General features: G+C 57.4%; 23 protein-coding genes and 1 tRNA gene. 13 read left to right on the top strand and 11 right to left on the bottom strand.

The features are described from left to right. A partial coding sequence (locus ACVWYZ_RS11630) for an RNA-guided endonuclease InsQ/TnpB family protein (RefSeq protein WP_457467149.1) occupies nt 1–716 on the bottom strand: 716 nt, incomplete at its 3' end. A gap of 180 nt (nt 717–896) precedes the next feature. Between ACVWYZ_RS11630 and yidD the strand changes: the two genes are divergently transcribed. Further along, nucleotides 897–1,193 carry a membrane protein insertion efficiency factor YidD gene (gene yidD, locus ACVWYZ_RS11625; protein WP_414357215.1) on the top strand — a complete coding sequence of 99 codons (297 nt, stop codon included), beginning with the start codon at nt 897–899 and terminating at the stop codon, nt 1,191–1,193. 3 nt (nt 1,194–1,196) lie between these two features. On the opposite strand, the gene ACVWYZ_RS11620 is transcribed toward yidD, so the two are convergent. Beyond that, nucleotides 1,197–1,580 (bottom strand): RidA family protein, encoded by a 384-nt coding sequence (locus ACVWYZ_RS11620; protein ID WP_011432209.1) that lies wholly within the window; start codon nt 1,578–1,580, stop codon nt 1,197–1,199. A 183-nt stretch (nt 1,581–1,763) separates the two neighbouring features. On the opposite strand from ACVWYZ_RS11620, the gene ACVWYZ_RS11615 reads away from it, so the two are divergent. Both ACVWYZ_RS11615 and ACVWYZ_RS11610 read left to right on the top strand, forming a co-directional pair. Continuing rightward, on the top strand, nt 1,764–2,114 hold the full coding sequence (locus ACVWYZ_RS11615) for a phenylpyruvate tautomerase MIF-related protein (protein ID WP_011432208.1): 351 nt from the start codon (nt 1,764–1,766) through the stop codon (nt 2,112–2,114). Nucleotides 2,115–2,194: 80 nt separating this feature from the next. Next, the gene (locus tag ACVWYZ_RS11610; protein WP_457467148.1) at nt 2,195–2,941 is read left to right on the top strand and encodes a TVP38/TMEM64 family protein; all 747 of its coding nucleotides are present in this window, start codon (nt 2,195–2,197) and stop codon (nt 2,939–2,941) included. Nucleotides 2,942–3,153: 212 nt separating this feature from the next. Here the strand turns inward: ACVWYZ_RS11610 and gshA are convergent, their stop codons facing one another. Then, nucleotides 3,154–4,290 carry a glutamate--cysteine ligase gene (gshA, locus tag ACVWYZ_RS11605; protein ID WP_414357209.1) on the bottom strand — a complete coding sequence of 379 codons (1,137 nt, stop codon included), beginning with the start codon at nt 4,288–4,290 and terminating at the stop codon, nt 3,154–3,156. A gap of 148 nt (nt 4,291–4,438) precedes the next feature. Here gshA and ACVWYZ_RS11600 point away from each other — a divergent pair, with 148 nt between their 5' ends. The 6 genes from ACVWYZ_RS11600 (at nt 4,439) to ACVWYZ_RS11575 (ending at nt 10,277) form a co-directional block, all read left to right on the top strand. Continuing rightward, a complete protein-coding gene (locus ACVWYZ_RS11600) occupies nt 4,439–5,878 on the top strand; it encodes an NAD(P)/FAD-dependent oxidoreductase (protein ID WP_414409351.1) in 1,440 nt (479 codons plus the stop codon). Then, entirely contained in the window at nt 5,875–7,176 is a 1,302-nt protein-coding gene (locus ACVWYZ_RS11595; protein WP_457467147.1) for a hypothetical protein, read from the top strand. Before ACVWYZ_RS11600 ends, ACVWYZ_RS11595 begins: the two co-directional genes overlap by 4 nt. Nucleotides 7,177–7,233: 57 nt before the next feature. Continuing rightward, on the top strand, nt 7,234–7,686 hold the full coding sequence (locus ACVWYZ_RS11590; RefSeq protein ID WP_414374957.1) for a hypothetical protein: 453 nt from the start codon (nt 7,234–7,236) through the stop codon (nt 7,684–7,686). Nucleotides 7,687–7,832: 146 nt separating this feature from the next. Continuing rightward, on the top strand, nt 7,833–9,134 hold the full coding sequence (locus ACVWYZ_RS11585; protein WP_457467146.1) for a gamma-glutamyl phosphate reductase: 1,302 nt from the start codon (nt 7,833–7,835) through the stop codon (nt 9,132–9,134). Between the two features lie 135 nt (nt 9,135–9,269). Further along, complete coding sequence (locus tag ACVWYZ_RS11580) at nt 9,270–9,911, top strand: hypothetical protein (protein WP_011432202.1); 642 nt, start codon at nt 9,270–9,272, stop codon at nt 9,909–9,911. Between the two features lie 3 nt (nt 9,912–9,914). After that, entirely contained in the window at nt 9,915–10,277 is a 363-nt protein-coding gene (locus ACVWYZ_RS11575) for a DUF3493 domain-containing protein (RefSeq protein WP_414374954.1), read from the top strand. A 26-nt stretch (nt 10,278–10,303) separates the two neighbouring features. Here the strand turns inward: ACVWYZ_RS11575 and ACVWYZ_RS11570 are convergent, their stop codons facing one another. Next, complete coding sequence (locus ACVWYZ_RS11570) at nt 10,304–10,672, bottom strand: hypothetical protein (protein WP_414357203.1); 369 nt, start codon at nt 10,670–10,672, stop codon at nt 10,304–10,306. A gap of 237 nt (nt 10,673–10,909) precedes the next feature. On the opposite strand from ACVWYZ_RS11570, the gene psaC reads away from it, so the two are divergent. Then, on the top strand, nt 10,910–11,158 hold the full coding sequence (psaC, locus tag ACVWYZ_RS11565; RefSeq protein ID WP_414350136.1) for a photosystem I iron-sulfur center protein PsaC: 249 nt from the start codon (nt 10,910–10,912) through the stop codon (nt 11,156–11,158). Nucleotides 11,159–11,825: 667 nt separating this feature from the next. Next, the gene (locus ACVWYZ_RS11560) at nt 11,826–12,878 is read left to right on the top strand and encodes a CsgG/HfaB family protein (protein ID WP_457467150.1); all 1,053 of its coding nucleotides are present in this window, start codon (nt 11,826–11,828) and stop codon (nt 12,876–12,878) included. A gap of 31 nt (nt 12,879–12,909) precedes the next feature. Here ACVWYZ_RS11560 and pruA read toward each other — a convergent pair whose 3' ends face one another. Then, nucleotides 12,910–15,864 carry an L-glutamate gamma-semialdehyde dehydrogenase gene (pruA, locus tag ACVWYZ_RS11555; protein WP_457467145.1) on the bottom strand — a complete coding sequence of 985 codons (2,955 nt, stop codon included), beginning with the start codon at nt 15,862–15,864 and terminating at the stop codon, nt 12,910–12,912. Between the two features lie 155 nt (nt 15,865–16,019). Here pruA and ACVWYZ_RS11550 point away from each other — a divergent pair, with 155 nt between their 5' ends. Continuing rightward, nucleotides 16,020–16,679, top strand: coding sequence for an SDR family oxidoreductase (locus tag ACVWYZ_RS11550; protein ID WP_414427278.1), 660 nt, complete (start codon nt 16,020–16,022; stop codon nt 16,677–16,679). Nucleotides 16,680–16,856: 177 nt separating this feature from the next. On the opposite strand, the gene ACVWYZ_RS11545 is transcribed toward ACVWYZ_RS11550, so the two are convergent. From ACVWYZ_RS11545 to tgt, 5 genes are all read right to left on the bottom strand, one after another. Next, nucleotides 16,857–17,153, bottom strand: coding sequence for a hypothetical protein (locus ACVWYZ_RS11545; RefSeq protein ID WP_414351089.1), 297 nt, complete (start codon nt 17,151–17,153; stop codon nt 16,857–16,859). Nucleotides 17,154–17,159: 6 nt separating this feature from the next. Further along, on the bottom strand, nt 17,160–18,425 hold the full coding sequence (locus ACVWYZ_RS11540; protein ID WP_457467144.1) for a hypothetical protein: 1,266 nt from the start codon (nt 18,423–18,425) through the stop codon (nt 17,160–17,162). 86 nt (nt 18,426–18,511) lie between these two features. Next, nucleotides 18,512–19,123, bottom strand: coding sequence for a hypothetical protein (locus ACVWYZ_RS11535; protein WP_457467143.1), 612 nt, complete (start codon nt 19,121–19,123; stop codon nt 18,512–18,514). A gap of 196 nt (nt 19,124–19,319) precedes the next feature. Further along, the gene (locus ACVWYZ_RS11530; protein WP_414384268.1) at nt 19,320–19,931 is read right to left on the bottom strand and encodes a hypothetical protein; all 612 of its coding nucleotides are present in this window, start codon (nt 19,929–19,931) and stop codon (nt 19,320–19,322) included. A 110-nt stretch (nt 19,932–20,041) separates the two neighbouring features. Continuing rightward, nucleotides 20,042–21,139, bottom strand: a complete 1,098-nt coding sequence (gene tgt / locus ACVWYZ_RS11525) for a tRNA guanosine(34) transglycosylase Tgt (RefSeq protein ID WP_457467142.1) — start codon at nt 21,137–21,139, stop codon at nt 20,042–20,044. 124 nt (nt 21,140–21,263) lie between these two features. Between tgt and ACVWYZ_RS11520 the strand changes: the two genes are divergently transcribed. After that, nucleotides 21,264–21,346: transfer RNA gene (locus ACVWYZ_RS11520), tRNA-Leu, on the top strand. Between the two features lie 134 nt (nt 21,347–21,480). Here ACVWYZ_RS11520 and ACVWYZ_RS11515 read toward each other — a convergent pair. Next, nucleotides 21,481–21,858, bottom strand: coding sequence for a hypothetical protein (locus ACVWYZ_RS11515; protein WP_414329842.1), 378 nt, complete (start codon nt 21,856–21,858; stop codon nt 21,481–21,483). Between the last annotated feature and the right edge of the window lie 171 nt (nt 21,859–22,029).

Raw genomic sequence — 22,029 nt, 5'->3', positions numbered from 1 at the left:
TTGTGGTAGTTCTTGGATTGAGGTTTGGCCCCCTTCTTAAACTTTCTGCTCAGTCTCCTCTGGTGTTGCTTCAACCTCCTTTCAGCACGACGCAAAAACTTGGGACACGGCACAGCGTTCCCATTGCTGTCGGTGTAGAAGTGCATCAAGCCCACATCCAGCCCCACCACCTCGCCGGTGTAGCCCACCTTCTCCCGACGCTCCACGTCCAGGCAGAACTGGGCGTAGTAGCCATCGGCTCTCCGCACTACCCGCACCCGATTGATTTTCAGGGTGAGGATGTCCCGCCGCGCCTTGTCGTTGTAATACAAAGCAAAGGTGCCTGCCTGGAAGCCATCCGTGAAGGTGAGGGACATCCCATCTGCTGCCAGCTTCCAGCCGGAGACTTTGTACTCCACGGAGCGACAATGTTTCTGGAACTTGGGATAGCCCTTCCGGGCTGCCTTCTCCTTGCAGCGGCGGTAGAAGTTGGAGATGGCAAACCAAGCTCGCTCTGCACTGGCTTGTCGGGCAGAGGAGTTCAGCTTCTGGGCGAAGGGGAACTCTCTGGCCAAGTCCTTGCAGAGGGAGTACAACGTGGCCCTGTTCACCCCCTGATGATCCATCCAGTGGCGCAGGCACTTGTTGCGCACGAACTGGGCAGTCCGAATGGCCTCATCCAAGGCTTGGTACTGCTGGGCTGTGCCGTTGAGGAGCTTGGCTTCGAGGACGCGCATGAGCCTACTTTATCAAAGGTCTAGCAAGATAAAAGCCGCTCTTGTCGCGTCAGCGGGCCGTAGGCCTTAGGGCGGGGCTTTAAACCCAGTTTTCTTGGTAACTGCAAGGATTGACAATAGAGATCGCCGGTACGTTCCAGATGACCTTGAAGTAGCGATGCGCTTTTTGGACTCCGACCCATGCCCGAACAATCGGATCCCCTCACCCGCAGCTTGATTGCCCTGATCCGGGGTTACCAGGTCGGCATTTCTCCTTGGCTGCCACCTGCTTGTCGCTATTACCCCACCTGCTCTCAGTACACCTTGGAAGCGGTGCGGCGCTACGGTGCCCTACGAGGGGGTTGGCTGGGGATCCGTCGCCTCTGTCGCTGTCATCCCTGGCACCCAGGGGGCTACGATCCGGTTCCCGATTTGCCGGGATCCGCGCCGACCCAGAAACCCTCCCCCCAGCCGGGCTCCCACTCTAGAGACACCTAGCACTTAGGTTGATTGTGGGTAGCAAGCCACAACCTCGATTTCTACTCGGGCATTGAGGGGCAGGCGAGCCACCTGCACGCAAGAGCGGGCCGGAGCCGGATCGGTGGCAAAAAACTCTCGATAAACCTCGTTCATGGCCGCAAAGTCCTCCATATCGGCCAGGAAAACCGTTGTCTTCACCACATTGGCGAGAGTGGTGCCCCCCGCTTCCAGCACTGCCTGCACGTTCAGCAACGCCTGCCGAGTTTGAGAAACAATGTCCTCCCCCACCAGTTTGCCGGTTTTGGGATCCAGGCCCACCTGTCCGGCGGTGAACAGAAACGGCCCCAGAGCAGTAACGCCCTGGCTGTAAGGGCCGACAGGAGCGGGGGCAGCCTCAGTTTGCACAGCACAAGGGCCTGGCCCGATTTGGCCCTGCTGGTGGCCGATCTCTGGCTTGGCCGGCTTCGTCTGCTCCATAGAGGTTTGCCCAACTCTGTCGCTACGCTACCACAGGTGGATTGCCGAAGAGCGGGGCTGAGAATGCCAAGATGAATTTCAAGATGAATTTGTTGATAGGGAGAGGGATCCATGCCTTTGATCAAGCTGCAAACGTCTGTGCAACCAGAAATCGCCGCAGTAGAGGAACTGCTTAAGGTGCTGTCTGCTGCTCTATCGGAACAGTTGGGCAAGTCGGAAGCCTACGTGATGACCGCCTTTGAGGGTGGGATCCCGATGACCTTTGCTGGCAGTGGGGATCCCTGTTGTTACCTAGAAATCAAGAGTATCGGGCAATTTTCCGCCCAACAAACCCGAGCCATGAGCGAGTTTTTTTGCGGCACCATCGAGGCCCGATTGGGGATCCCCAAGAAGAGGATTTACATTGAGTTCAGCGATGCCAAAGGCTATCTTTGGGGATGGAACGGCACGACTTTCGGGTAGAGATACTTCCCCCACTCCAAGAGCTGTCTACTCTGGCTTGCCCTAGCTCGCCTCACAAGAACTTTGTAGGAGTTTAGCCAATGGAAGAGCTACCTCAACTCAACACAAATCCCCAAAAGCAGCGGATTTTGCTTAAGCTTGCTACCGGCTTGGGCTTGGCCATTTTTATCTTTTGGGCAGCCCATCGATTGGGATTTTTTGGAGTTATTCAAGACTGGCTCGCCGAAGCTCTGGCTTGGATTGAAAGCTTGGGGTTGCTGGGGCCAATCCTCTTCATTGCCATTTACATTGTAGCGACGGTGCTGCTTCTACCAGCCTCGGTGCTGACCTTGGGGGCAGGGGCCGTGTTCGGGTTGCTGGCCGGAACTGTGTATGTGCTAATCGGGGCAACCATTGGAGCCAACTTGGCTTTTTTAATCGGGCGCTACTTGGCGCGGGAACAGGTGGCGAAATGGATTGAGGGAAACGCCAAGTTTGCGGCCATCGATCGAGCGTTGGGACGTGAGGGATGGAAAATAGTCGGCCTGATTCGGCTGTCGCCTGCGTTTCCCTTCAATGTGCTCAACTACGCCCTGGGGCTGACCCAAATTTCTTTTCTGGATAACTTGCTGGGCACCGCTGGAATCGTGCCGGGCACTTTTATGTATGTGTACATCGGCTCGTTGGCGGGATCCCTGGCCGACATGGAAGGCGCGGAGTTGGATCCTCAGGCTCAAACCGCCCAATGGGCCGTTCGCCTCGTGGGGCTCATCGCCACCGTAGCCGCTACCGTCTACGTCACTCGCATTGCCCGCAAAGCCCTACAAGAAGCGGTGGAGCCTGCCTAGGGAATTGCATTTTAAACAAGAATGAAATCTGTTGCATTGCTTCCCAACTCCTCTCTCTCTGGGAGAAGGACTGGAGGTGGTCGCGGAAGCGGCGCGGAGCGTTTGGGCAGCAGTAGGAGTGTCTCAATCCAGTTTGAAATGACTATAAGTTGGCTCGGCGAGCTAGTGTGTAGAAAGCACCGGGTTGAGAACGCTCACCGTTGGGCAGAGGCTTAGCCAACAACTTGGCAGAGGGTTTCCTGCCTCTCTCGGTCTTGTTCGGCCAGCTCCTGGATGGCCTGTTGGTACACCTGGGCAGGTGTGGATCCCTGGTTGACTTGCTTCAGCCAGCGTTGGGCCTCATTGCCCTGGTGGAGCAGGGTTTGCAAGGGAGCTAGAAAACAGCCCAAGCCTTGAGGTTGGCCAATACGCCAAGCTTCGGTCAGCAGCTCTTCGATCCACTCTTGGGCCGCCCGTTCCCGGCCTGTCCGCCAATCGACCAAATGAGATTGCAGCGATTCTCGAGCAGCAGCCTGCTCGTTGGCTTCGCAAAGGCTCTCCAGCTCTGTCGGGGTAAAGGGCCCCCGCAAGGGATCCAGCGCTTCCGGCTGGGCCAGCAACTGCCAGAGACGGGCTTCCACCAAGGCGGTAATCGCCAGAACCATTACCGGATCCCCCACCAGATCGCAAATGCGCAGCTCCACGCGGTTGAGGTGGTAGGGCCGCTCCGGGCCGTTGGGTCGCACCGAGGCCCACAGGTGGCGCACATTCTGCATGGTGCCCAGGGCTAGCTGCTCCTGGATCCAGGCAATGTAGTGGGCGTGATCCCGGAAGAAGGGCACCTGAGCCGGCGTTTTGGGGAACACCTGCCAACGGCTGGAGTGGGATCCCGTCACCCGTCCGTCCAGAAAAGGAGAGGAAGCGCTCAGAGCTAGGTAGAGAGATGCTTCCGCTCGCAGCAGGCGACAGGCCCGGAAGATGGCCTCGGTACCTGGCAGGCCGACATTGATGTGAATGCTAGCAGTTACCACCCGCGTGCCATAGGTGCGCTCGATGTAGTCGTGGTAGGGGTTGCCGGGATCCGACCGCTCGAAGTGGTCGCTGCCGCCCAAAGCCAGCGTGCTCCCTGGCAGAAGGGTGTAAGGGCCAAGACGGCGCAAAAATTGCCGCAACTGTAGGCGAGGCCGCAACAAGGCACAGAGCAGGTCTTCGTAGCGGCGAAGGGGAGGGGTGATATACTCCACGTTGCGCCGATCCGGCTCCCGCACAAACCCCGGCAAAGCTTGGCAAATGCGATCCGATAGACCCACCACTTCCCCGGCGGCGGTGCCGGTGTACATTTCCACCTCAAAGCCCTTGGTTAACAGCACAGGCCAGCCTCCAGCCGCAGCCTCACCAGTCTAACCTTTCTCTTCTCCCCTCATTGTCCTGGGGTTTGGCAGGGAATTGGCCGATGGTAGGGAAGTTTCTCGACCTGTTTTAGAATGTCCCTGTAAAGCAGTTTCGGGAAGAGACAGAGTGGGGGATCCCATCTACATCCTGGGAGCGGGGCCGGCAGGCATGGCGGCTGCCTATCGCTTGAACCAACTGGGTTTTTCCGTAGTGGTGGTAGAACGAGAGGAGAAGGTCGGGGGTTTGGCCAAAAGTATTCAGTATCAGGGGTTTATCTTGGACTATGGCCCGCACCGTTTTTTCACTAAAATCCTGCCGGTGCGAGAGTTGTGGAATCAGGTTTTGGAATCCGAGCAAGTAACCGTCCGACGGCTCACCCGCATCTATTACCGCAAGCAGTATTTTCAGTACCCCATTCAGGCCTGGGAAGTCCTGCGCAAAGTGGGTTGGTGGGAAAGCCTGCACATTGTCCTTTCCTATCTCTGGGCACAATTAATTCCGCGACCAGCTCCCCAGAACTTTGCCGACTGGGTCAAAGGCAAGTTCGGCACCCGACTCTTTCAAATGTTCTTTGAAGGATATACGGAAAAGCTTTGGGGGATCCCTTGTACCGAGATCAGTGCTGATTGGGCTGCCCAGCGCATCAAAGGTCTCAGCCTTGGGCAAGCCATCCAAAAGGCCTTGGGGTGGAATCGAAGCTTGGCCAAGTCTCTGATCGACCAGTTTCAGTTTCCTCGTCTGGGATCCGGGCAGCTCTATGAAAAAATGCAGGAGTATTTGCTTGCCGAGGGACAAAAAGTCCTGCTCAACACAGAAGTAGTCACCCTCAGACATCGGGGATCCCAAGTTGTCGAGCTGCAACTGCGCAATCTTCAGGATGGAAGTGAAACTTGGGTCTCCCCCTCCCACGTCATTTCCTCGATCCCTCTGACGGTGTTGGTGCAGAGCCTGCGGAAATTGCCTCCCCCCCAAGTGCTGCAGGCAGCCCGCAATCTCAGATTTCGCAATACTGTCTTGGTTTACTTGATTGTGCAGGGATCCCAGCTCTTCCCCGATAACTGGCTGTATATCAACGATCCAACGGTGGGGGTGGGACGGGTGACCAACTTCGCCAATTGGTCTCCGGCCATGTTGCCCAACCAAGAGCAAACCCCCTTGTGCTGTGAGTATTGGTGCAACTTTGGGGATCCCTTGTGGCAAGCTCCTGAGGAGGAATTGCTGGCTTTGGCCGAGAAGGAGCTGCGTCAAATTGGCCTGCTTCACGATCAAAAGATCTACAGTGGCTTTGTGGTGCGCCTGCCCCGCACTTATCCCATCTATACCGGTAGCTATAAAGAAGATTTAGCCATTTTGCAGGAGTATCTCAGCCAGTTTGAAAATCTACAAGTGGTGGGCCGCTACGGCTCATTTAAATACAACAACCAAGATCACAGTTTACTGATGGGCTTGCTGGCGGCTGAGAACATTCTCCGACCCGGTAGTCACAATCTCTGGCAGGTGAACTCCGACGACGATTATCAAGAAGAAATCAAAGTGCCATCTTCACCCTTAACGATTCAGCGATGAGCTTTCCTCTCAGTCATCTGTTGCAGCGAGGTCGGCAGTACCTTGCCCGTTTCTTAGGGCAAATCTTGTTGCCCAGTTTGGCCTTGACAGTGCTGCAGATCTTTATGATCTCCCTCTGGAGTGAGGAGAGCGATTATGCTTCTGCCTTCACAGCCCTGAGTCAGCGGGATAGCTATTGGTATCTCAGCATTGTGCGGCGGGGGTACCAGTTTGTGGGTTTCGACAAGATTGCCTACGAGCAGAGCAACGTAGCTTTTTTCCCCGGCTATCCCCTGGCAGTGGCCGCAATCAGTCACCTTGTGGGAGTTGACCCTGAACTGGGGCTCTACCTCACCGCCCAGCTCTTTTGCTGGCTGATGTGGGTTTACCTTTTCCTGTTTTACCGCAGGTGGCAAATTCCCCCCCTCTGGCAAATTTTGGCCAGTTTGCTCATCTTCTTTTATCCCACCAGCTTTTACCTGGTCGTGGGCTACAGCGAATCTTTGTTTATGGCCAGCCTACTGGGTTTTCTCTACTGGTCAATTCACGGGGGCCGTCCCCTGCTGATGCTCCTGGCTGGGATCCACGGCTTGGTGATGAGTGCTACTCGGATTGTCGGCTTGCCGGTGGCGCTGCTCCCTTTTTTGAATCTCCTGAAAGCGGGGGAGAGAACCCAAGCCCGCCGTTGGTTTTGGACGAGTATGGCAGCGAGCTTGGCTCTGTTGGGTGGCCTGGGCTTTTTTCTCTACTGTCAGCTCCGCTTCGGACGCTGGGATCTCTACCTGGAAATGCAGCGTTACTTTACCGGCGTGAAAGCCAATTATCAAGCTATTTTCCAAGCTCGCACATATGTCCTTTCCGCCGAACGCTGGCAAAGCTTACTCTCTCTTTCTGCACCGATGAAAGACCCTGGGCTGTGGGCTGACGCTCTTAGCCAACTGTTTGTGTCTGCCACCCTGGGATCCCTGCTTGTTACAGGTTTAATGGATGCGGCAGGAGTTATGGCAGGTAGAAGCCAGTGTTGGCGGGAGCGGCTGGGGTTTCACCTGGCTGCCTGGGCCATGTTTTACATTGCCCTAACGGGTATGAGCCCCTTGGGGCAACGAAGCATGAGCCGCTATTGCCTGCCGGTTCACCTCATGCAGGTGTTGGCGTTGGCGCATTGGGCCAAACACACCGATTTCAGCTTCATCCCCCAACAGGTGCGGCCTTATCTTGGTGTTGCTCTGAAGCTGGGATATGGGCTTTTGGCTTTAGTCTTTTGTGTCCTCAACCAAATCCTCATCTGGCGCTACGTCCATCATCTTTGGGTAGCTTGAACCGGCTTGGCTGGAGATAGGATGTGAGGGATCCCAACTTCTCACCGGCTGAGAGCTGTGGCGTTCTCTTCTCCCCGCAAGTCTCCCCGTCAAAAATCAGCCTCGCGTGTCGCTCAGACCCTTGAGCCCACCAAAATTTACCCCTGCCCGTGCTGCCACCAAGGTCAGTTACGCCTGATCACCCTAACCGAAGCCTTCGGGTGTAGCCGTTGCCAGCATATTTTTGCCATCACCCCCGACCGCCTGTACATCGAGCAACTGGCCGTTTCCTATCCCTACCGCAAAATGTGGTTCTGGAACGGCTACCAATGGGTGTTGCGGCGGGAAAACACCCTACAGGGATCCGCGCTCTTGGGCCTCACCCTCAGCTTGGGCATTGTCTTGGCGGTTGGGTTCATCGGCGCAGTGCTCTTCCCAAACCAAACCCAGTTGCTCAGTTGGTTCATGATTCTCGGCTTGTTGCTAACGCTGCTGATGGTAACGGCGATCCTGCTGCTGCGGCGGCCCTGAGACTTACGAGATCTGATCCGGCAACCGGTTTCTAGAGTCGGCAGCCCTGACACTTGTGGATTCAACCATTTCTTGTTAGCAGTGTTAGCAGTGGTCTGGAGAAAGCGGCGGATCTGTCTCTGATGGGCTAGGCGGGAGAAGTTCAAGTGACAGATTTCGGTTCAGACTTTGACTTAGGTACCACTCTGCGACAGGTACGCCGTTTGCTACCCCAACTGCAGCGGTTGAGCAGCCAAATCAAGCGCCAGGCCCTGCTGGCTCTCTCGCGGTGTTTGTTGGAGCGCTCCGATCTGCTCCTGGAAGCCAATACCCTCGACCTGGAAAGTTGCCGCGAGCAAACCGTACCGGAGTGGATCCTCAACGGCCTGAAGCTCACCCCCGAGCGTCTACAGCGATCCGCCCAGTTGCTGACTCTCCTGGCCCAGCAGCCGGATCCCATTGGCAAGCTGGAGAAGGGGTACCGCCAGGAGAATGGCCTGTTTATTGGCCGCTACCGCGTTCCATTGGGGTTGATCGCTCTGGTCTACGAAATCTACCCCGAGTTTGCCTTAAATGGCATTGGCATGTGCCTAAAAACAGGAAATGGCGTGATTTTGGCCAGCAGCGGTCCCATCCAGAAAACCCACCAGGCTATGGTCAACCTGTTGGCAGAGACGGCTTATGAGCACGGGATCCCGGAAGGGGCCATTCAAACCTTGCCCGCCCAAGACCGAACCGCAGATCCCCAAGTAGATTCCCCACTATTGCCGTTGTTACAGCAAACCCGCTACCTAGACCTGGTGATTCCCTGCGGTCGCCCCGGCTGGGTGGAGTTCCTGTTGCAGGCCAGCAAAGTGCCGACTCTGGCTACCCATTTGGGCTACGGCCACATCTATCTGGATCGCACCGCCCCTTGGCCTTTGGTCAAGTCGGTTTTGTTGGATCCCCTCGCCCAGTATGGCTCAGAAGGGATCCCTATCTATCAGCCCCTCACCCTCTGGCTGCTGATCCACACCGATTGGGCCGCCAACCATCTGACCGCCTTGGTGGAGGACTTGCTGGGTCACGGGATCGCTGTACAGGCAGCAGCACCCATCCTAGAGCAGTTCCCGCAGCTCCAGCCGCTTGGGGAAGGCTTTGACTCGACAGAACGACCTCATCTGCGCCTGCAGCCCATTGCCGACCTGACGGAGGCGATCGCCTGGATTAACAAAAATGGTTGCCGTCAATCGGAGACGATCCTCACCGATAGCCAATCGGCGGCCCAGCGCTTTCTCCAGGAAGTAGATGCCGCCCTGATCCACATCAACACTTCCCCCCTCTCGGCAGGCCGGGGAGCTGGGATCCCCACGTTGGGAGCGTTTCGCGACCTGTCTTTGGGCATTTCTACCCAGCGGCTGCACGTGCGCGGGCCCATCGACGTGGAAGCCCTGACAACGGTGAAGGTGGTGGCTCAGGGCGATCTGTAGAGCCGGGCAGCAACCCAACTGATGCGCCAAGGTTGGCCGGTCTGCCCAAGATCCAAGAGCTGGGATGAGGCTGGAGAATGAGAATGTAGATCGCCATCAGCTCAACATCCAACTGAGCCCAAAGGGAGGACTTTTTTGGGGATCGACCTTCGCAGTTACGTGTTTTTGGATCGGCTGCAACCCCAGTATGCTGCTTATCTGGGCACAGTAGCCTACGGCTTTTTGCCCCTGCCTGGGGACACTTCTTTGTGGGTCGAGATTTCCCCCGGCATCGAGATCAACCGCGTTATGGATATTGCCCTGAAGGCCACCTCGGTGAGGCCGGGGCTGCAGGTGGTGGAACGCCTCTACGGCCTTCTGGAAGTACACTCCAGCAACCAAGGGGATACCCGCACCGCCGGACGGGCGATTCTGGCTGCCTTAGGGGTGAGTGAACAGGAGCGCCTCAAGCCCCGCATCATCTCCAGCCAGATCATCCGCAACATCGATCCCCACCAAACCCAGTTGATTAACCGTTCCCGCCGTGGCCAAATGCTCCTGGCCGGCCAAACCCTCTATATCCTGGAGGTGCAACCGGCAGGCTATGCCCCCCTGGCTGCCAACGAGGCAGAAAAATCTGCCCAGATCAACATCCTGGAGGTGATGCCTTTCGGTAGCTTTGGCCGCGTGTACTTGGGAGGGGAAGAGCGAGATATTCTGGCCGCCTGCCGTGCTGCTGAAGCCGTCTTGGCGGGGGTTTCCGGTCGGGAGCCCCTCTTGTTGCCTGAGGAGGTGTAGCCAATGGCAGACTCCGATCCCAAGCCAAGATCGCCCCTGTCGCAGCGGCGGGATCCCTCTTCAGCGGAGCAAGTGAGGCTCTTGACGGAGCTGGCCGCTCCCTATCGCAGCTTGCGGCGCTTCATCTACCTGGCAGCGGGCTTCTCGGCCACCATTGGGGCGTTTGTGTTTTTCTTTCAGGCCCTGGCGGGGCGAGACTTAAGCACCACCTTGCCCAGCTTGGCCTTGCAGTTGGGGATCCTGGCCGGCGCCATCGGCCTAAACAGGCTGGAAAACCGCTCTCACCAGAAGGTGATCAGACAGGTCAAACAACGCTTGGGCATGCAGCAAGACTCCCAGGAGCCCCAACGGTCGGCGGACAGTTAGCCCGCCCATTCCCCGCAGCCCCTTTCTCAATCCAGATCAAAGTCATCATCATCCGCGTCAGCACTGCGCAGATAGCGGCGCTGAGTTTGGCGAGCGGGATCCCCTTGTGACCACTTTTGGACAATTTGGACACCCAGAAAGGTCAGAAAGGCCCCCAAAGCCACAAACGTGAGAAGTGGGATCGCCAGGATCACCACTGCGCCCAGGACATAGATAGCCACCTTGGGCAGAGACGGATCCACCCCCCAGCGGCGGCTGCGCACCCAATCGGTGAGCTGCTGATCCCATTGGCGCAGGCGAGGCCTGTTCTCCTCGAAGATCTCCAGCAAAATCGGCCCCAGACGACGCAGATTGCCCTGAGTTTGCCTTCGCCAATCCTGCACCGAACGCCCCATGTTCAGGATCCCTTGTCCTGTGATCTTCAGGCCGATCCTAGCCCAACCCTAGCAACCTTCCCATCAGCTCAGAGGACGACCCGACCGGATGTAAATTTGTTTGAACATTTGGATCGGAGATTTTGGAGGCTTCCCAGGACTACAGTACACTGAGGGCACTGGCGCAGCGATGTTGCTGCCATGCCGATTCGGTAAACCTTTTTTTAACTTTTCAACCTGCTCGACTGGAGAACGCTAATGGCTCACTCGGTCAAGATCTACGACACCTGCATCGGCTGCACTCAGTGTGTGCGGGCTTGTCCCACCGACGTGTTGGAGATGGTGCCCTGGAAGGGAAAAAACAAAGCTGGGATGATCGCGGCTGCCCCCCGCACCGAAGACTGTGTTGGCTGCAAACGCTGTGAAACCGCTTGCCCTACCGACTTCCTGAGCATCCGGGTCTACCTTGGCCCCGAAACCACCCGCAGCATGGGCTTGGCCTACTGAGTTGCTGGGGGCTGGTTGCATCCTGATTTGCAATTGCCTATAAATTACTGGCAAAAGCTTCACCGAGAGTTTGGCGTGCAAGCCCCGGCATTGATGCCTGGGAAAGAGTCGTCATCAAGCTTAACCAAAAAACTGGGTTTAAAGCCCCGTCCTTCCAGGGCGGCTTTGCACTATGCTGCCTGTAGCGGCGGGGTAGTCAACCGCTCTTGCCTAACGCCTGCTGTCCGCAAGTCCCCCCTTCGGGGGGATTCATAGAAAGCAAATTCGAAAGCATTTGAAAAGCCAAGTAGCTTTTGGAACGTTCCGCTCGTAGGGCTCCCTGCACCAACTGTTCTCTGGTGGTGTGGTTGAGTAGCTCTTTCAGACTATCGGGGGTCATCAGAGATTGGATCCTAGTTAACCGCCGGCCATTAAGCGGTTTCTGAAAGAGGGCAAGCATCTCGGCTCAACAGAGTTGAGATCTGTCAACTCTTCTGTGCAAATCTTCTCAATCCATTTTCCCAACAGCCCTGTAGCCGCTAGAGTATGGGACATCTGCTGGGAACAGGCGATGCCGGGATCCTTAACCCTTAGCTGCCAGGTGATACCGGTCACCGCCCTGAAGCTCTTTTGGGTGCAAGCTGAGAGTAACTGTGGCCACTTCCCAGATCTAGGAGATCGTTTAACCATGCGCAACCTCTCTTCCGTTTTGCTGTTCGGGATCCCTTTGGTGAGCCTCAGTTGGACAGGGATCCCGGTGGTGGCCCAATCTGCCAATCAGGCCCTCTGTCAGAAATTTCCCCAAGATATTCGCTGCACTCTCTCTGCCCCCAGCCAGGTGGGACAAGCGCCGCAACCCACATCCCGTCCTCGGATTGCGGTCTTGGACTTTGATTTCAGCAGCCTCAGCAATCCCTACAGCATCCGCGAGGCTTCGCGGGGGGTGAGCGATCTGTTGGTGGATCGGTTGGTGAAAGATGGCACCTTTTCCGTCATCGAGCGCTCGCGGCTGGACGCGATCTTGGCCGAGCAGAACCTGGGTCTATCCGGGCGGCTGGATGCCAATACCGCTGCTCAGGTAGGCCGGATCCTGGGGGTCGATGCTGTGATCCTCGGCAGTGTGACCCAATTTGATGTGTCGGTGCGTCGTTCCGGGGGTGGGGCGCCGGTCTTGACCCCCTTTGGCAGCTTCCCGCTGGCGGTGGGGGCTGAGTCGGTGGATGCCGATGCCAACGTGCAGTTAAATGCTCGCCTGGTGAGCACCAGCACTGCCGAGATCTTGGCCGTGGTCGAGGGCCGGGGCAATGTCAGCCAATCCGATAGCACGGTCACGGTCGCCGGCTTTGGGGGGGGATCCGCCACCAGCAACGAAGAGAAGCTGTTGGTATTGGCAACCCAACAGGCGGTGGAGCAAATTGCCCAGCAGTTGGCCGGTTTTGCCGGGCGCTTGGCAGCTCAGCCTCGCTCTCTGCCAACGGTTGACGCCTTGGTGGCGGATGTCTACGGCAACCAGGTGATCCTGAACAAGGGCAGCCGCGATGGCTATCGGGTGGGATTGATTCTTTCTGTGGAGCGCGTCGTCCGCGAAGTCAAGGATCCGGCCACGGGGACAGTCTTGCGCAAATTGACTGAGCCAGCCGGACAGGTCCAACTGACGGAGGTGGATGACAGCTCCAGTGTGGGACGCATTCTCAGCGGGGCAGGCTTCAAGGTTGGGGATGTAGCCAAGCCTCTCCAGTAAACCCCTGAACCGCCCCTCCCAAACTCGATCCTCAGGATCCCTCGAGGGGAGCAAAGCCCTGCCGTTGTGTGTTTTCGGTTACGGTGCGGGGTTCTAAAAATTGCAGCAGGTAGTCGGGGCCGCCGGCTTTGGATCCCACGCCGGAGAGCTTGAAGCCGCCGAAGGGCTGCCGCTCCACCAACGCCCCGGTGATCTCGCGGTTGATGTAGAGGTTGCCGACGGCAAAGTCCTGGCGAGCCTGTTGAATGTGGGAAGGGGTGCGGCTGTAGAGACCGCCGGTGAGGGCGTAGGGGGTGGCATTGGCCATCTGCAGAGCAGAAGAAAAGTCCGGCGCTGAGATCACCGCCAAAACCGGGCCAAACAGCTCCCGCTGCGCCAGCTCTGACTGGGGATCCACCTGGCTGAACACGGTGGGGCCGACGAAGTAGCCTTTTTCCGGCACGGGCAGGCTGAGGTCGAGACGGGCATAGGCTTGGGCCGATTGAATGGCCTGGTGCAGGCGAGCTTGGGCTTCTGCATCGATGACCGGGCCAACTTGGGTGCCGGGGTGGGCCGGATCCCCCACATTTAAAGAGCGCACCGCCTCGACGAGCCGTCCCAAGAACAGGTCGTGAATGGACTGCAAAACGATCGCCCGCGAGCAGGCGGAGCACTTCTGGCCACTGTAGCCAAAGGCGGAGTTGACCACTCCTTTGACCGCCTGATCCAGGTCGGCGCTTTCGTCGATGAGGATGGCGTTTTTGCCCCCCATCTCGGCAATGACCCGTTTGATGTGGTGCTGGCCCGGCTGCAGTTGCGCGGCTTGGGCGAGGATCTGGCAACCCACTGCCTGGGATCCGGTGAAGGCAATCAGGTGCACCCGCCGGTCTTGAACCAACAGGGGGCCAATGGCCTCGCCCACCCCCGGCAGGAATTGAAAGACACCCTTCGGGATCCCAGCTTCGGCAAGGGCCTTGAGGATAAACTCCGCCAGTTTGGCGGCGATCAGCGAAGATTGCTCCGCCGGTTTGAGGAGCACGCAGTTTCCGGCCACCAAAGCCGCCGCTGTCATGCCACAGGGGATGGAGAGGGGGAAGTTCCAGGGGGCGATCACCACCGCCACACCGCGGGGCTGGTAGTGGTAATGGTTGGTTTCGCCGGGCAGGTTGCACTCCCGTCCCCGCTCCAGAGCCTCCATCTGTTGGGCGTAGTAGCGGCAAAAATCGATGGCCTCGGAAACTTCCCCATCGGCCTGGGCAATGGGCTTGCCCACCTCCAGCACCATCCAGGCAGCCAGCTCCGCCCGCTGGGCTTCGATTTGCTCCGCCACCCGCCGCAGGATCCCCGCCCTCACGGCAACGGGGGTGCGCCTCCAGCTGGGGAAGCTGGCTTGGGCCGCTGCCAAGGCTTGCTCCACCTGTTCCGGCTCGGTCAACCCAATTTCCGCCACCACCTGTTCAGGATCCGCAGGGTTGAGGGAGAGCATCGCTTGTTGGGTGGGGCGATATTCTCCGGCAATCCAGGGCTGAACCCTCTGACCCAGTTGAGGTCGGATCTCGTCCAATGCCTGAAAAAAGGGATCCCGCTGCTGGGGCTGGCTGAAATCCGTATCGGGAGCGGCGGCAAACGAGAGAGAAGGAGCCTGGAAAACGGATCCCTCGTCCAAGACCGGCGGGGCCAACAGTTGCTCGGGGTTGTAGCCCTGAACGCTTTGCCGCAGAAAAGAGGTGTTGGCGGTGTTTTCCAGCAAGCGCCGGATCAGGTAGGCCATACCCGGCAGCAGCTCCCCGTAGGGGCAGTACACCCGCACCCGCTGTCCCTTCTGCACCAGGGCCTTGGCCAGGGGATCGGCCATGCCATAGAGCACCTGCAGTTCAAAAGCAGACTGGGGCACCTCCAGGGCTTGGGCAATGGCGATGGCTTTGGCCTGAGAGCGCACATTGTGGCTGGCGATGGCGGCGTGGAGATGGGTGTGGTGCTCCAACAAAAGCTGGGTCATGCGCTCGAAGTTGGCGTCGGTAGCAGACTTGCTGTTGTAAACCGGCTGTGGCCAGTGCTTTTGCGCCGCCAGGATGGTCTCTTGATCCCAGTAGGCCCCCTTGACCAAGCGCACCGTCACCGGGGATCCCCGCTCCTTGGCCCAGGCGATCAGGTTTTGCAGATCGGTGTAGCTATCCCGCAGGTAGGCCTGCAGCGTCAGGCCAACGTCGGTGCGGCTTTTGAACTCCGGCTCCAGCAGCAGCTCCTGCAAAATGGCCAGGGTGAGGGATTTGTAGCGGTACTGCTCCATGTCGAAATGGATCCCGACTCCCAGAGCTTCTGCCCGGCGCAACAGGATGCGAATCCGTTCCCCCACTTTGGCTTTGGCCCCCAGGGGATCGATGGGATCGAACTGGGAATAGAAGGCTGTCAGCTTCACCGACACTTGCGGCACCGGCTGCGGTTGTGGCCAGGTTTTGACCATCTTTGCCAAATGCTCCATCACCTGCAGATAGCGATCCAGATAGGATTGGGCTTCCGCTTCGGTGATGACGGCTTCCCCCAGCAAATCCAGGGTGAAAGCCATACCCTGCCGGTGCAAAGCTTCCAGAGTTTTGCTGACTTGCTGTAGAGTTTCTCCGGCAATGTATCGACGGGCCAAGGCTTCCACGGCAGCGGTTAGGGTGGTGGCAGCCAATTGTCCTGGCAGGGAGTCGGGGTCTGCGAAGTTGAGCAGGCTCTTCAGCATTCCCGGCAATTCCACCGCCGGATCTGAAAGATACTCCTGCAAATGGCGGGCCACCTCAGCCTTGCTTTTCAAGCTGGGCAAGACATCGATCAAGCGGAACAACTGGGTGCGCAGGTGGGGGTTCTCCATCGCCCAGGCCAGCAGCTTGTCCTCCCAGCGCAGTTGATCCCGCCACTGGGCCAGCAGGGATCTCTTCTCTCCCGAAAGAGAGGCGAACAGAGATTGGGCAAGAGCTTGGGTTTGGGCCTCGTAGGCGGTAGGAGCAGCTTGGGCAACCATCTGATGAACTGGGTGAACTGGGGCGCAGGATCCCTACCATCCTGTCATGGAAAGAATGGAACCTGAGGCCGATTTTGGGAAGATAATGGCAGATGGGGCCACCGCAAATCCTCGAATAGCTACGCCGGGTATAGGCAGCTTTGCAGGAGAAACTTATGCAGGCTTTTGTTGCAGGGGCTACAGGAGAAACCGGACGCCGCATTGTCAAAGAGTTGGTGGGCCGCGGCATCCGAGTGCGGGCGCTGGTGCGCAGCCGCGAGCTGGCCGCTCGGGTTTTGCCCCCCGAAGCGGAAGTGGTGGTGGGGGATGTGCTGGATCCGGCCACGCTGGAGACGGGCATGGAAGGATGCACAGTGGTGCTCTGTGCCACCGGGGCCAGGCCCAGTTGGGATCCCTTTCAGCCCTACCGAGTGGATTATGAAGGCACCAAGAACCTGGTAGATGTGGCCAAAGCCAAAGGGATCCAACACTTTGTTTTAATCTCTTCCCTGTGTGTTTCCCAGCTGTTCCATCCCCTCAACTTGTTTTGGCTGATTTTGGTGTGGAAAAAACGCGCAGAAGAATACCTGCAAAAAAGCGGCCTCACCTACACCATCGTTCGACCGGGGGGCCTAAAAAACCAAGACAACGACGATGGTATTGTCCTGTCCAAGGCGGATACCCTCTTTGACGGCAGCATCCCCCGCACGAAGGTAGCCCAAGTGGCCGTCGAAAGTTTATTCCAGCCCGCCGCCCAAAATCGCATCCTTGAGATCATCGCCAAGCCGGGTGTGCCCAACCAAGAATGGAGCGCTCTCTTTGCTATGGCAAGGTAGGTACCGAGCTGCATGCATGCTGCATACATTATGACTATGAGCGAGTATGAACGCGGCTCCCAGTTCCTCAGCAGGCTCGAACTTGGTGGGCGCATGGCACTCCTGGAAAGTCGATCCTGCATTGGTCGATAGTCTGCCGCAAAATGTCGGTGCCAAGCTAAACTTCTCGTTTTGCCCTTAACTTCCCTCTGTCTGGGAACCAGAAGACTTGGCCAACTGCTGCAAACGATTTAAGATCTGCGCCTCAGCGTTGGCATCGTGGAGTCGCAACGTTAGGCGGGGCACCCGCAGTGAAGCCGTAATCCGGCCTGAGGGCAGATCCAGCCACACCAGTTGCCCTTGAAAACAGCGACAAGCGGCTCCCCATTCCTGGGCCAGAGCCTCTACCTCTGACCAGACAAGGCAACGTGGCAGCAGCAGGTCGGTGGCCCACCCCGCTCCACACTCCCGCCGCCTGAGGATACGCACCTGCATGGATCCCTACATCCGCAAGGACTCCGTCCCGCTGACGCGAGCGGCGTAGAACTCGCACCAGGGATCCCCCTTCTCTCTGGCCTTGGTCTCCTGGCCGTGGAAGAGCCCACCCCGCTGGAAGAGGCGGTTGTAGAAGACTTGATCCAAAACCGGCTTCTGCTGGATGTTGCCGTTGTAGACCAGATTCATCATCGCCGGCACCGCCCCTTGAGCAAAATAGCAGGCGGGATCCTCTGCCCGTGGGTAGGAAGCCAAAAAGTAGTTGGCTTCGTAGTTGCCATCAATGGCCACCCGGCAAGACTGGCCACTCACCACCTCCAAAGCCTGCCAGCGACCCCACCCCAGGCTGCTGGCCACCGCATAGCCGCCGTGGATCCAGTCCGTGTCCTTCTCCAGCATCGGCCCCACCAGGGTTTCCCACTCCACCGATTCCATGATGTTGCCGAAGGTGTAGAAGACACAAACATGCCCCGACTCGCGGATAAGAGCTTCCCCCACCCCCATCAGCTCAGCCTGCACCGCCTTCAGCTCCTGTAAAAAGCGATATTGAATGCGGTTGTAGTAGTTGGCAGGCATGCGCGTTAGCAACACGTTAAACGCGCGAATTTGCCCCCGCTCATCTCCGGCCAAAGGCAAGCCCCACAGAGCTTCGTTGACCGCATCGTAGTCCACTGCTGTTGTGGGCCGGGGGAACCGGAGCGGCTGCTCGATCAACTTGCCCATCCCTGGACTGGGAGTCAACAACTGGGGCCGCGGCAGCCGAGTGGCCTGGATCACGCAGTGATCCTTGCGCGTAACGGCCATACACTCCGTTTCTTCTGCCCCGTAGCTTCCCAGCTCGCCAAACGTGGCATCCAGAGCTGCCGCCACATAGCCCACCGCCAAGTGGTCAATGGGACGTGTGCGGTTGACCTGATCCCCGTACTTGCTCAGCCAACCTTCTGCGTAGTGAGAATGGGTCAGCTGCACTTCCCCGCCTGAAGGTGTCACCTCAAACGCCAGCCGCCCAAATCCTAAAAAACTGAAGATCTGAGCTGCCACTGCCAGGCGCTCTTGGGTCTCCTGAATGCCAAGAGCCTTGAAAGCTCCGTACAGAAGACTGTAAAAGATCTCCTGGGCTGCGGTGCGCAGAATTCCCACTCCATCGATCCAGTCGGGATCTTCAATAGTCTGCTGCAGGAATAGGTTGTAGTGATGGCAGTGGAAGATAACCGGCTCTCCAAACAGGGAGATGAGCTTACGGTCGCGGTCGAGATGTAGATGCTCAAGCATAGGCAAGTGAACTCAGATAAACAATAGGGGATCCCACAAGCGCAGCAACTGCCCTCAGACAAACCTCGCCAGCTATTCTCGACTACTCAAACCGGCATGGCAATAGGCAGCCGCTCTCGGCCCAAAAGATCGGCCACTGCTTTGTAGAGAATGCGCAGCTCCTGCCGGGTCAGGGTGCCTTTTTCAAGGCGGTTGCGGTCTAGGCCCGTTTTCAAAGACAGGCGCATGGCCACAAAGTTGGGATCCGGAGCGTAGCGCCTGGCATAGCTCACCAAAGCCTGAGTAGTGGATGTGGTGGTGTCCTGAACGGGGGGTAACAGAGGCTTTCCGTCGATGAGGATGGCTTTGACACGCTCTGAAATTGCCTTGAGGTCAGTGTGAGAGCGAGTTAGAAATAAAACAAAGTAGGGGCTTTTGGGAAATGCTTTGATGACAACCCGCAACCCCGACGTGCCGGCCAAAAGGTAGTCCGCCTCTTGGTCAGGGCTTGCCGACTGGCAGAGGCGATTGTTGGCCTGTATCAAGTCAGCCGCGTAGTTGCCCAACTGTTCCAGGGAGATCTCTTCCTGCACATCGTTGGTGTACGCAACCCTAGCCACTGCAACGCCATCGGTTACTCGCCCCACCAAAGCTGCGATCAAGCCCGGAAGACCGGCAATGTGCTGCTCAACCACACTGATAAGGGTACGTATGGTCACCAGTTTGCCTCCAGATAGAGATTGAGATTGCAAGAGATTGCCCGTCCCCCAAACTCAGCCTTCAAGAGACGAGCCTGCGGTCGCAGTCGAGATGAAAGGGTTTAAGCGCGAGCAAATAAACTTAAAGTAAACCTAAAAAAGCCTTCCACGTGTAGCAGCTACCCCTGGACAAAGCTTGCTAGCTATTTTGAACTACTCAGGCCGGCATGGCAATAGGCAGACGCTCTCGGCCCAAAAGATCTGCTACCGCTTTGTAAAGAATGCGCAGCTCCTGCCGGGTCAGGGTGCCCTTTTCGAGACGGTTGCGGTCTAGGCCCGTTTTCAAAGACAGACGCAGGGCCACAAAGTTGGGATCCGGAGCGTAGCGCTTGGCATAGTCCATCAGAGCCTGAGCCAAAGACATGGTGCTGTCCTGCACAGGGGGCAGTAGCGGCTTTCCGTCAATCAGAATGGCTTTGATGCGCTCTGAAATGGCTCTGAGGTCGGTGATGGAACGGGTCAGGAGTAACACAAAGTAGGGGCTTTTGGGAAACGCTTTGATGACAACCCGCAACGCCGAAGTGCCGGCCAAAAGGTAGTCCGCCTCTTGGTCAGAGCTGACAAGCTGGCATAGACGACTGTTGGCTTGGACTAGGTCGCCGGCGTAGGTGCCCAAACGTTCTAGGGCTTGCTCCTCTTGGGAATCGCTGACGTAGGTTACTTTGGCTACTGTAGCACCATCAGTGGCCCGCCCTATCAAAACAGCAATCAAGCCCGGAAGGCCGGCGATGTGCTGTTCAATCACGCTGCTGAGGGTTCGGATAGCCATGATCTGACTCCTTCCTGCGGCTACATGGGATAGCTTAAATGCACGTACTATCCCATGTACTTATTCTACCAAAATGGATCAGATGCTTCCAGACAAATCTCCCGGCCGGCTTAGCTCCAGGGATCCCAATTTTCGTGAAACTTACCTTCCAGGATGGCCTGGCGCATTTTCTGCATGTAGCGCACTAGCTCAGTGATGTTGTGGATAGAAAGCAGAGTGTAGCCCAGGATCTCTTGCGCGCGGATGAGGTGGCACAAGTAGGCGCGGCTGAAGTGGCGGCAGGTGTAGCAGGGACAGTCGGGATCGATGGGATCCAGGCTGCGGCGGTGCTCGGCATTTTTGATGTTCCAGCGTTGGCCGCGGCTGATCACCGTGCCATGGCGGGCATAGCGGGTGGGGATCACGCAGTCAAACAAATCCACTCCGGCGGCCACGGCGGCCCGCATCTCTGCATAGGTGCCCACCCCCATGAGATAACGGGGGCGATCTGCCGGCAGTAGAGGGGCTGTTTGCCGCACAACGGCGTGCATAAACTCGACCGGCTCCCCCACACTCACCCCGCCAATGGCATAGCCCGGCAGATCCAACCGACAGACCTCTTCCACCGCCCGCCGGCGCAGCTCAGGGTAAACTCCCCCCTGCACAATGCCAAACAAAGCCTGATCTGAGCGGCGATGGGCTTTCACGCACCGTTTCAGCCACTGGGTGGTTCGCCGCACCGCTGCTTCCACTTCCTCAGGGCTGGCAGGGTAGGGCGGGCACTCGTCGAAGGCCATGATCACATCGGCACCCAAGGCATTTTGAATCTGGATGGATAGCTCTGGGGTGAAGTGAATGATGCGGCCATCGAGAGGAGAGCGGAACGTCACTCCCTCCTCGTTGATTTGGCGAATGGCGCTAAGGCTAAAGACCTGAAAGCCGCCTGAATCGGTGAGGATGGGGCCCGACCAGCCCATAAAGCGGTGCAGCCCCCCTGCTGCTTGAATGATGTCCTCGCCGGGCTGTAGGTGCAGGTGATAGGTGTTGCTGAGAATAATATGGGCGCCCGTTTCCTTGAGCTGGGCCGGGGTGAGGGTTTTCACGTTGGCCAAAGTTCCCACCGGCATAAAACAAGGAGTAGGGATCCCACCGTGGGGGGTGACGAAGTATCCTGCCCGCGCTTGGGTATGGGGGCAAGTGCCCTCACAAGTAAAGGTAAAGTCGGCCAAGGTCAGCGTTATCGGCTTTAATCTTGTGCGCAGCAGAGCTTAGCACAGATAGAGCCGCCGGCAAGGGATCCCTTTTGCCAGCCTTGACAGGGATCCCCTGCTTTGGGCACACTTGTAGATCGCCGCGGAACTGGCGGAATGGTAGACGCGCTAGATTCAGGTTCTAGTGGCAGCAATGCCATCGGGGTTCAAGTCCCCGGTTCCGCACTCTCTTTCCTTCAACACTTAGGTTAAGCTATGCCGACATGCCCTGTCGGCCAAGGATAAGTATTGGGGGTGTAGCTCCACGGCCAAATTAGACTCCCTGCTCGCCGTGATGCTTCATCTCTTTCAAGTTGCCCTTAGAGGGTCAATTCGCTCTCAATTTGACTGAGTTTAATGCGGGCAAGAGCTAAGTTCCCTTTTTCTCGGTCTAAGGCTAGGTAGAAAAATAGGCCGTTTATGGTTTTAAGCATACGCATTAGATGGTACTGAGTTTCCAGGATGATTAAAATCTCTTCAATTCTGTCGGTGAACTTAAGTGACTCCGCGACTCGCATCTTAGCGCGAATCACTTCTGTGTTTCCGGCGATTGCCAGCTCCAAGTTAGCTTCTGGGAAAGCGGGGCTGTTGGTGCCCTTATATCCCAAGCACATCCCAGTTTTCCAGTCCCCCAGCGCTACCCCCAGTGCTCCATCGATGCTCAGAGCTTTTACCAAACTGTCTTGGAGTTTTTGCATGACTGAGAGTGTTCCCCCTTTACAAAGCTCGTCGCTCTATAGTAAGTCTTCCGTTGAGAAATTTCAACTCGAAGCTTGCTTAAAAATGTTAGGATTTGATTATTTATAGGGTAAGTGAAACCAAATGCATTAGAGGAAGCTTATTGAGCTTTCTCATCTTTGACATCAGTA

Source organism: Thermostichus sp. MS-CIW-37, from assembly GCF_054060065.1.
The sequence above is the reverse complement of the archived record's forward strand: the minus strand, read 5'-3'. Positions and strand labels throughout refer to the sequence as shown.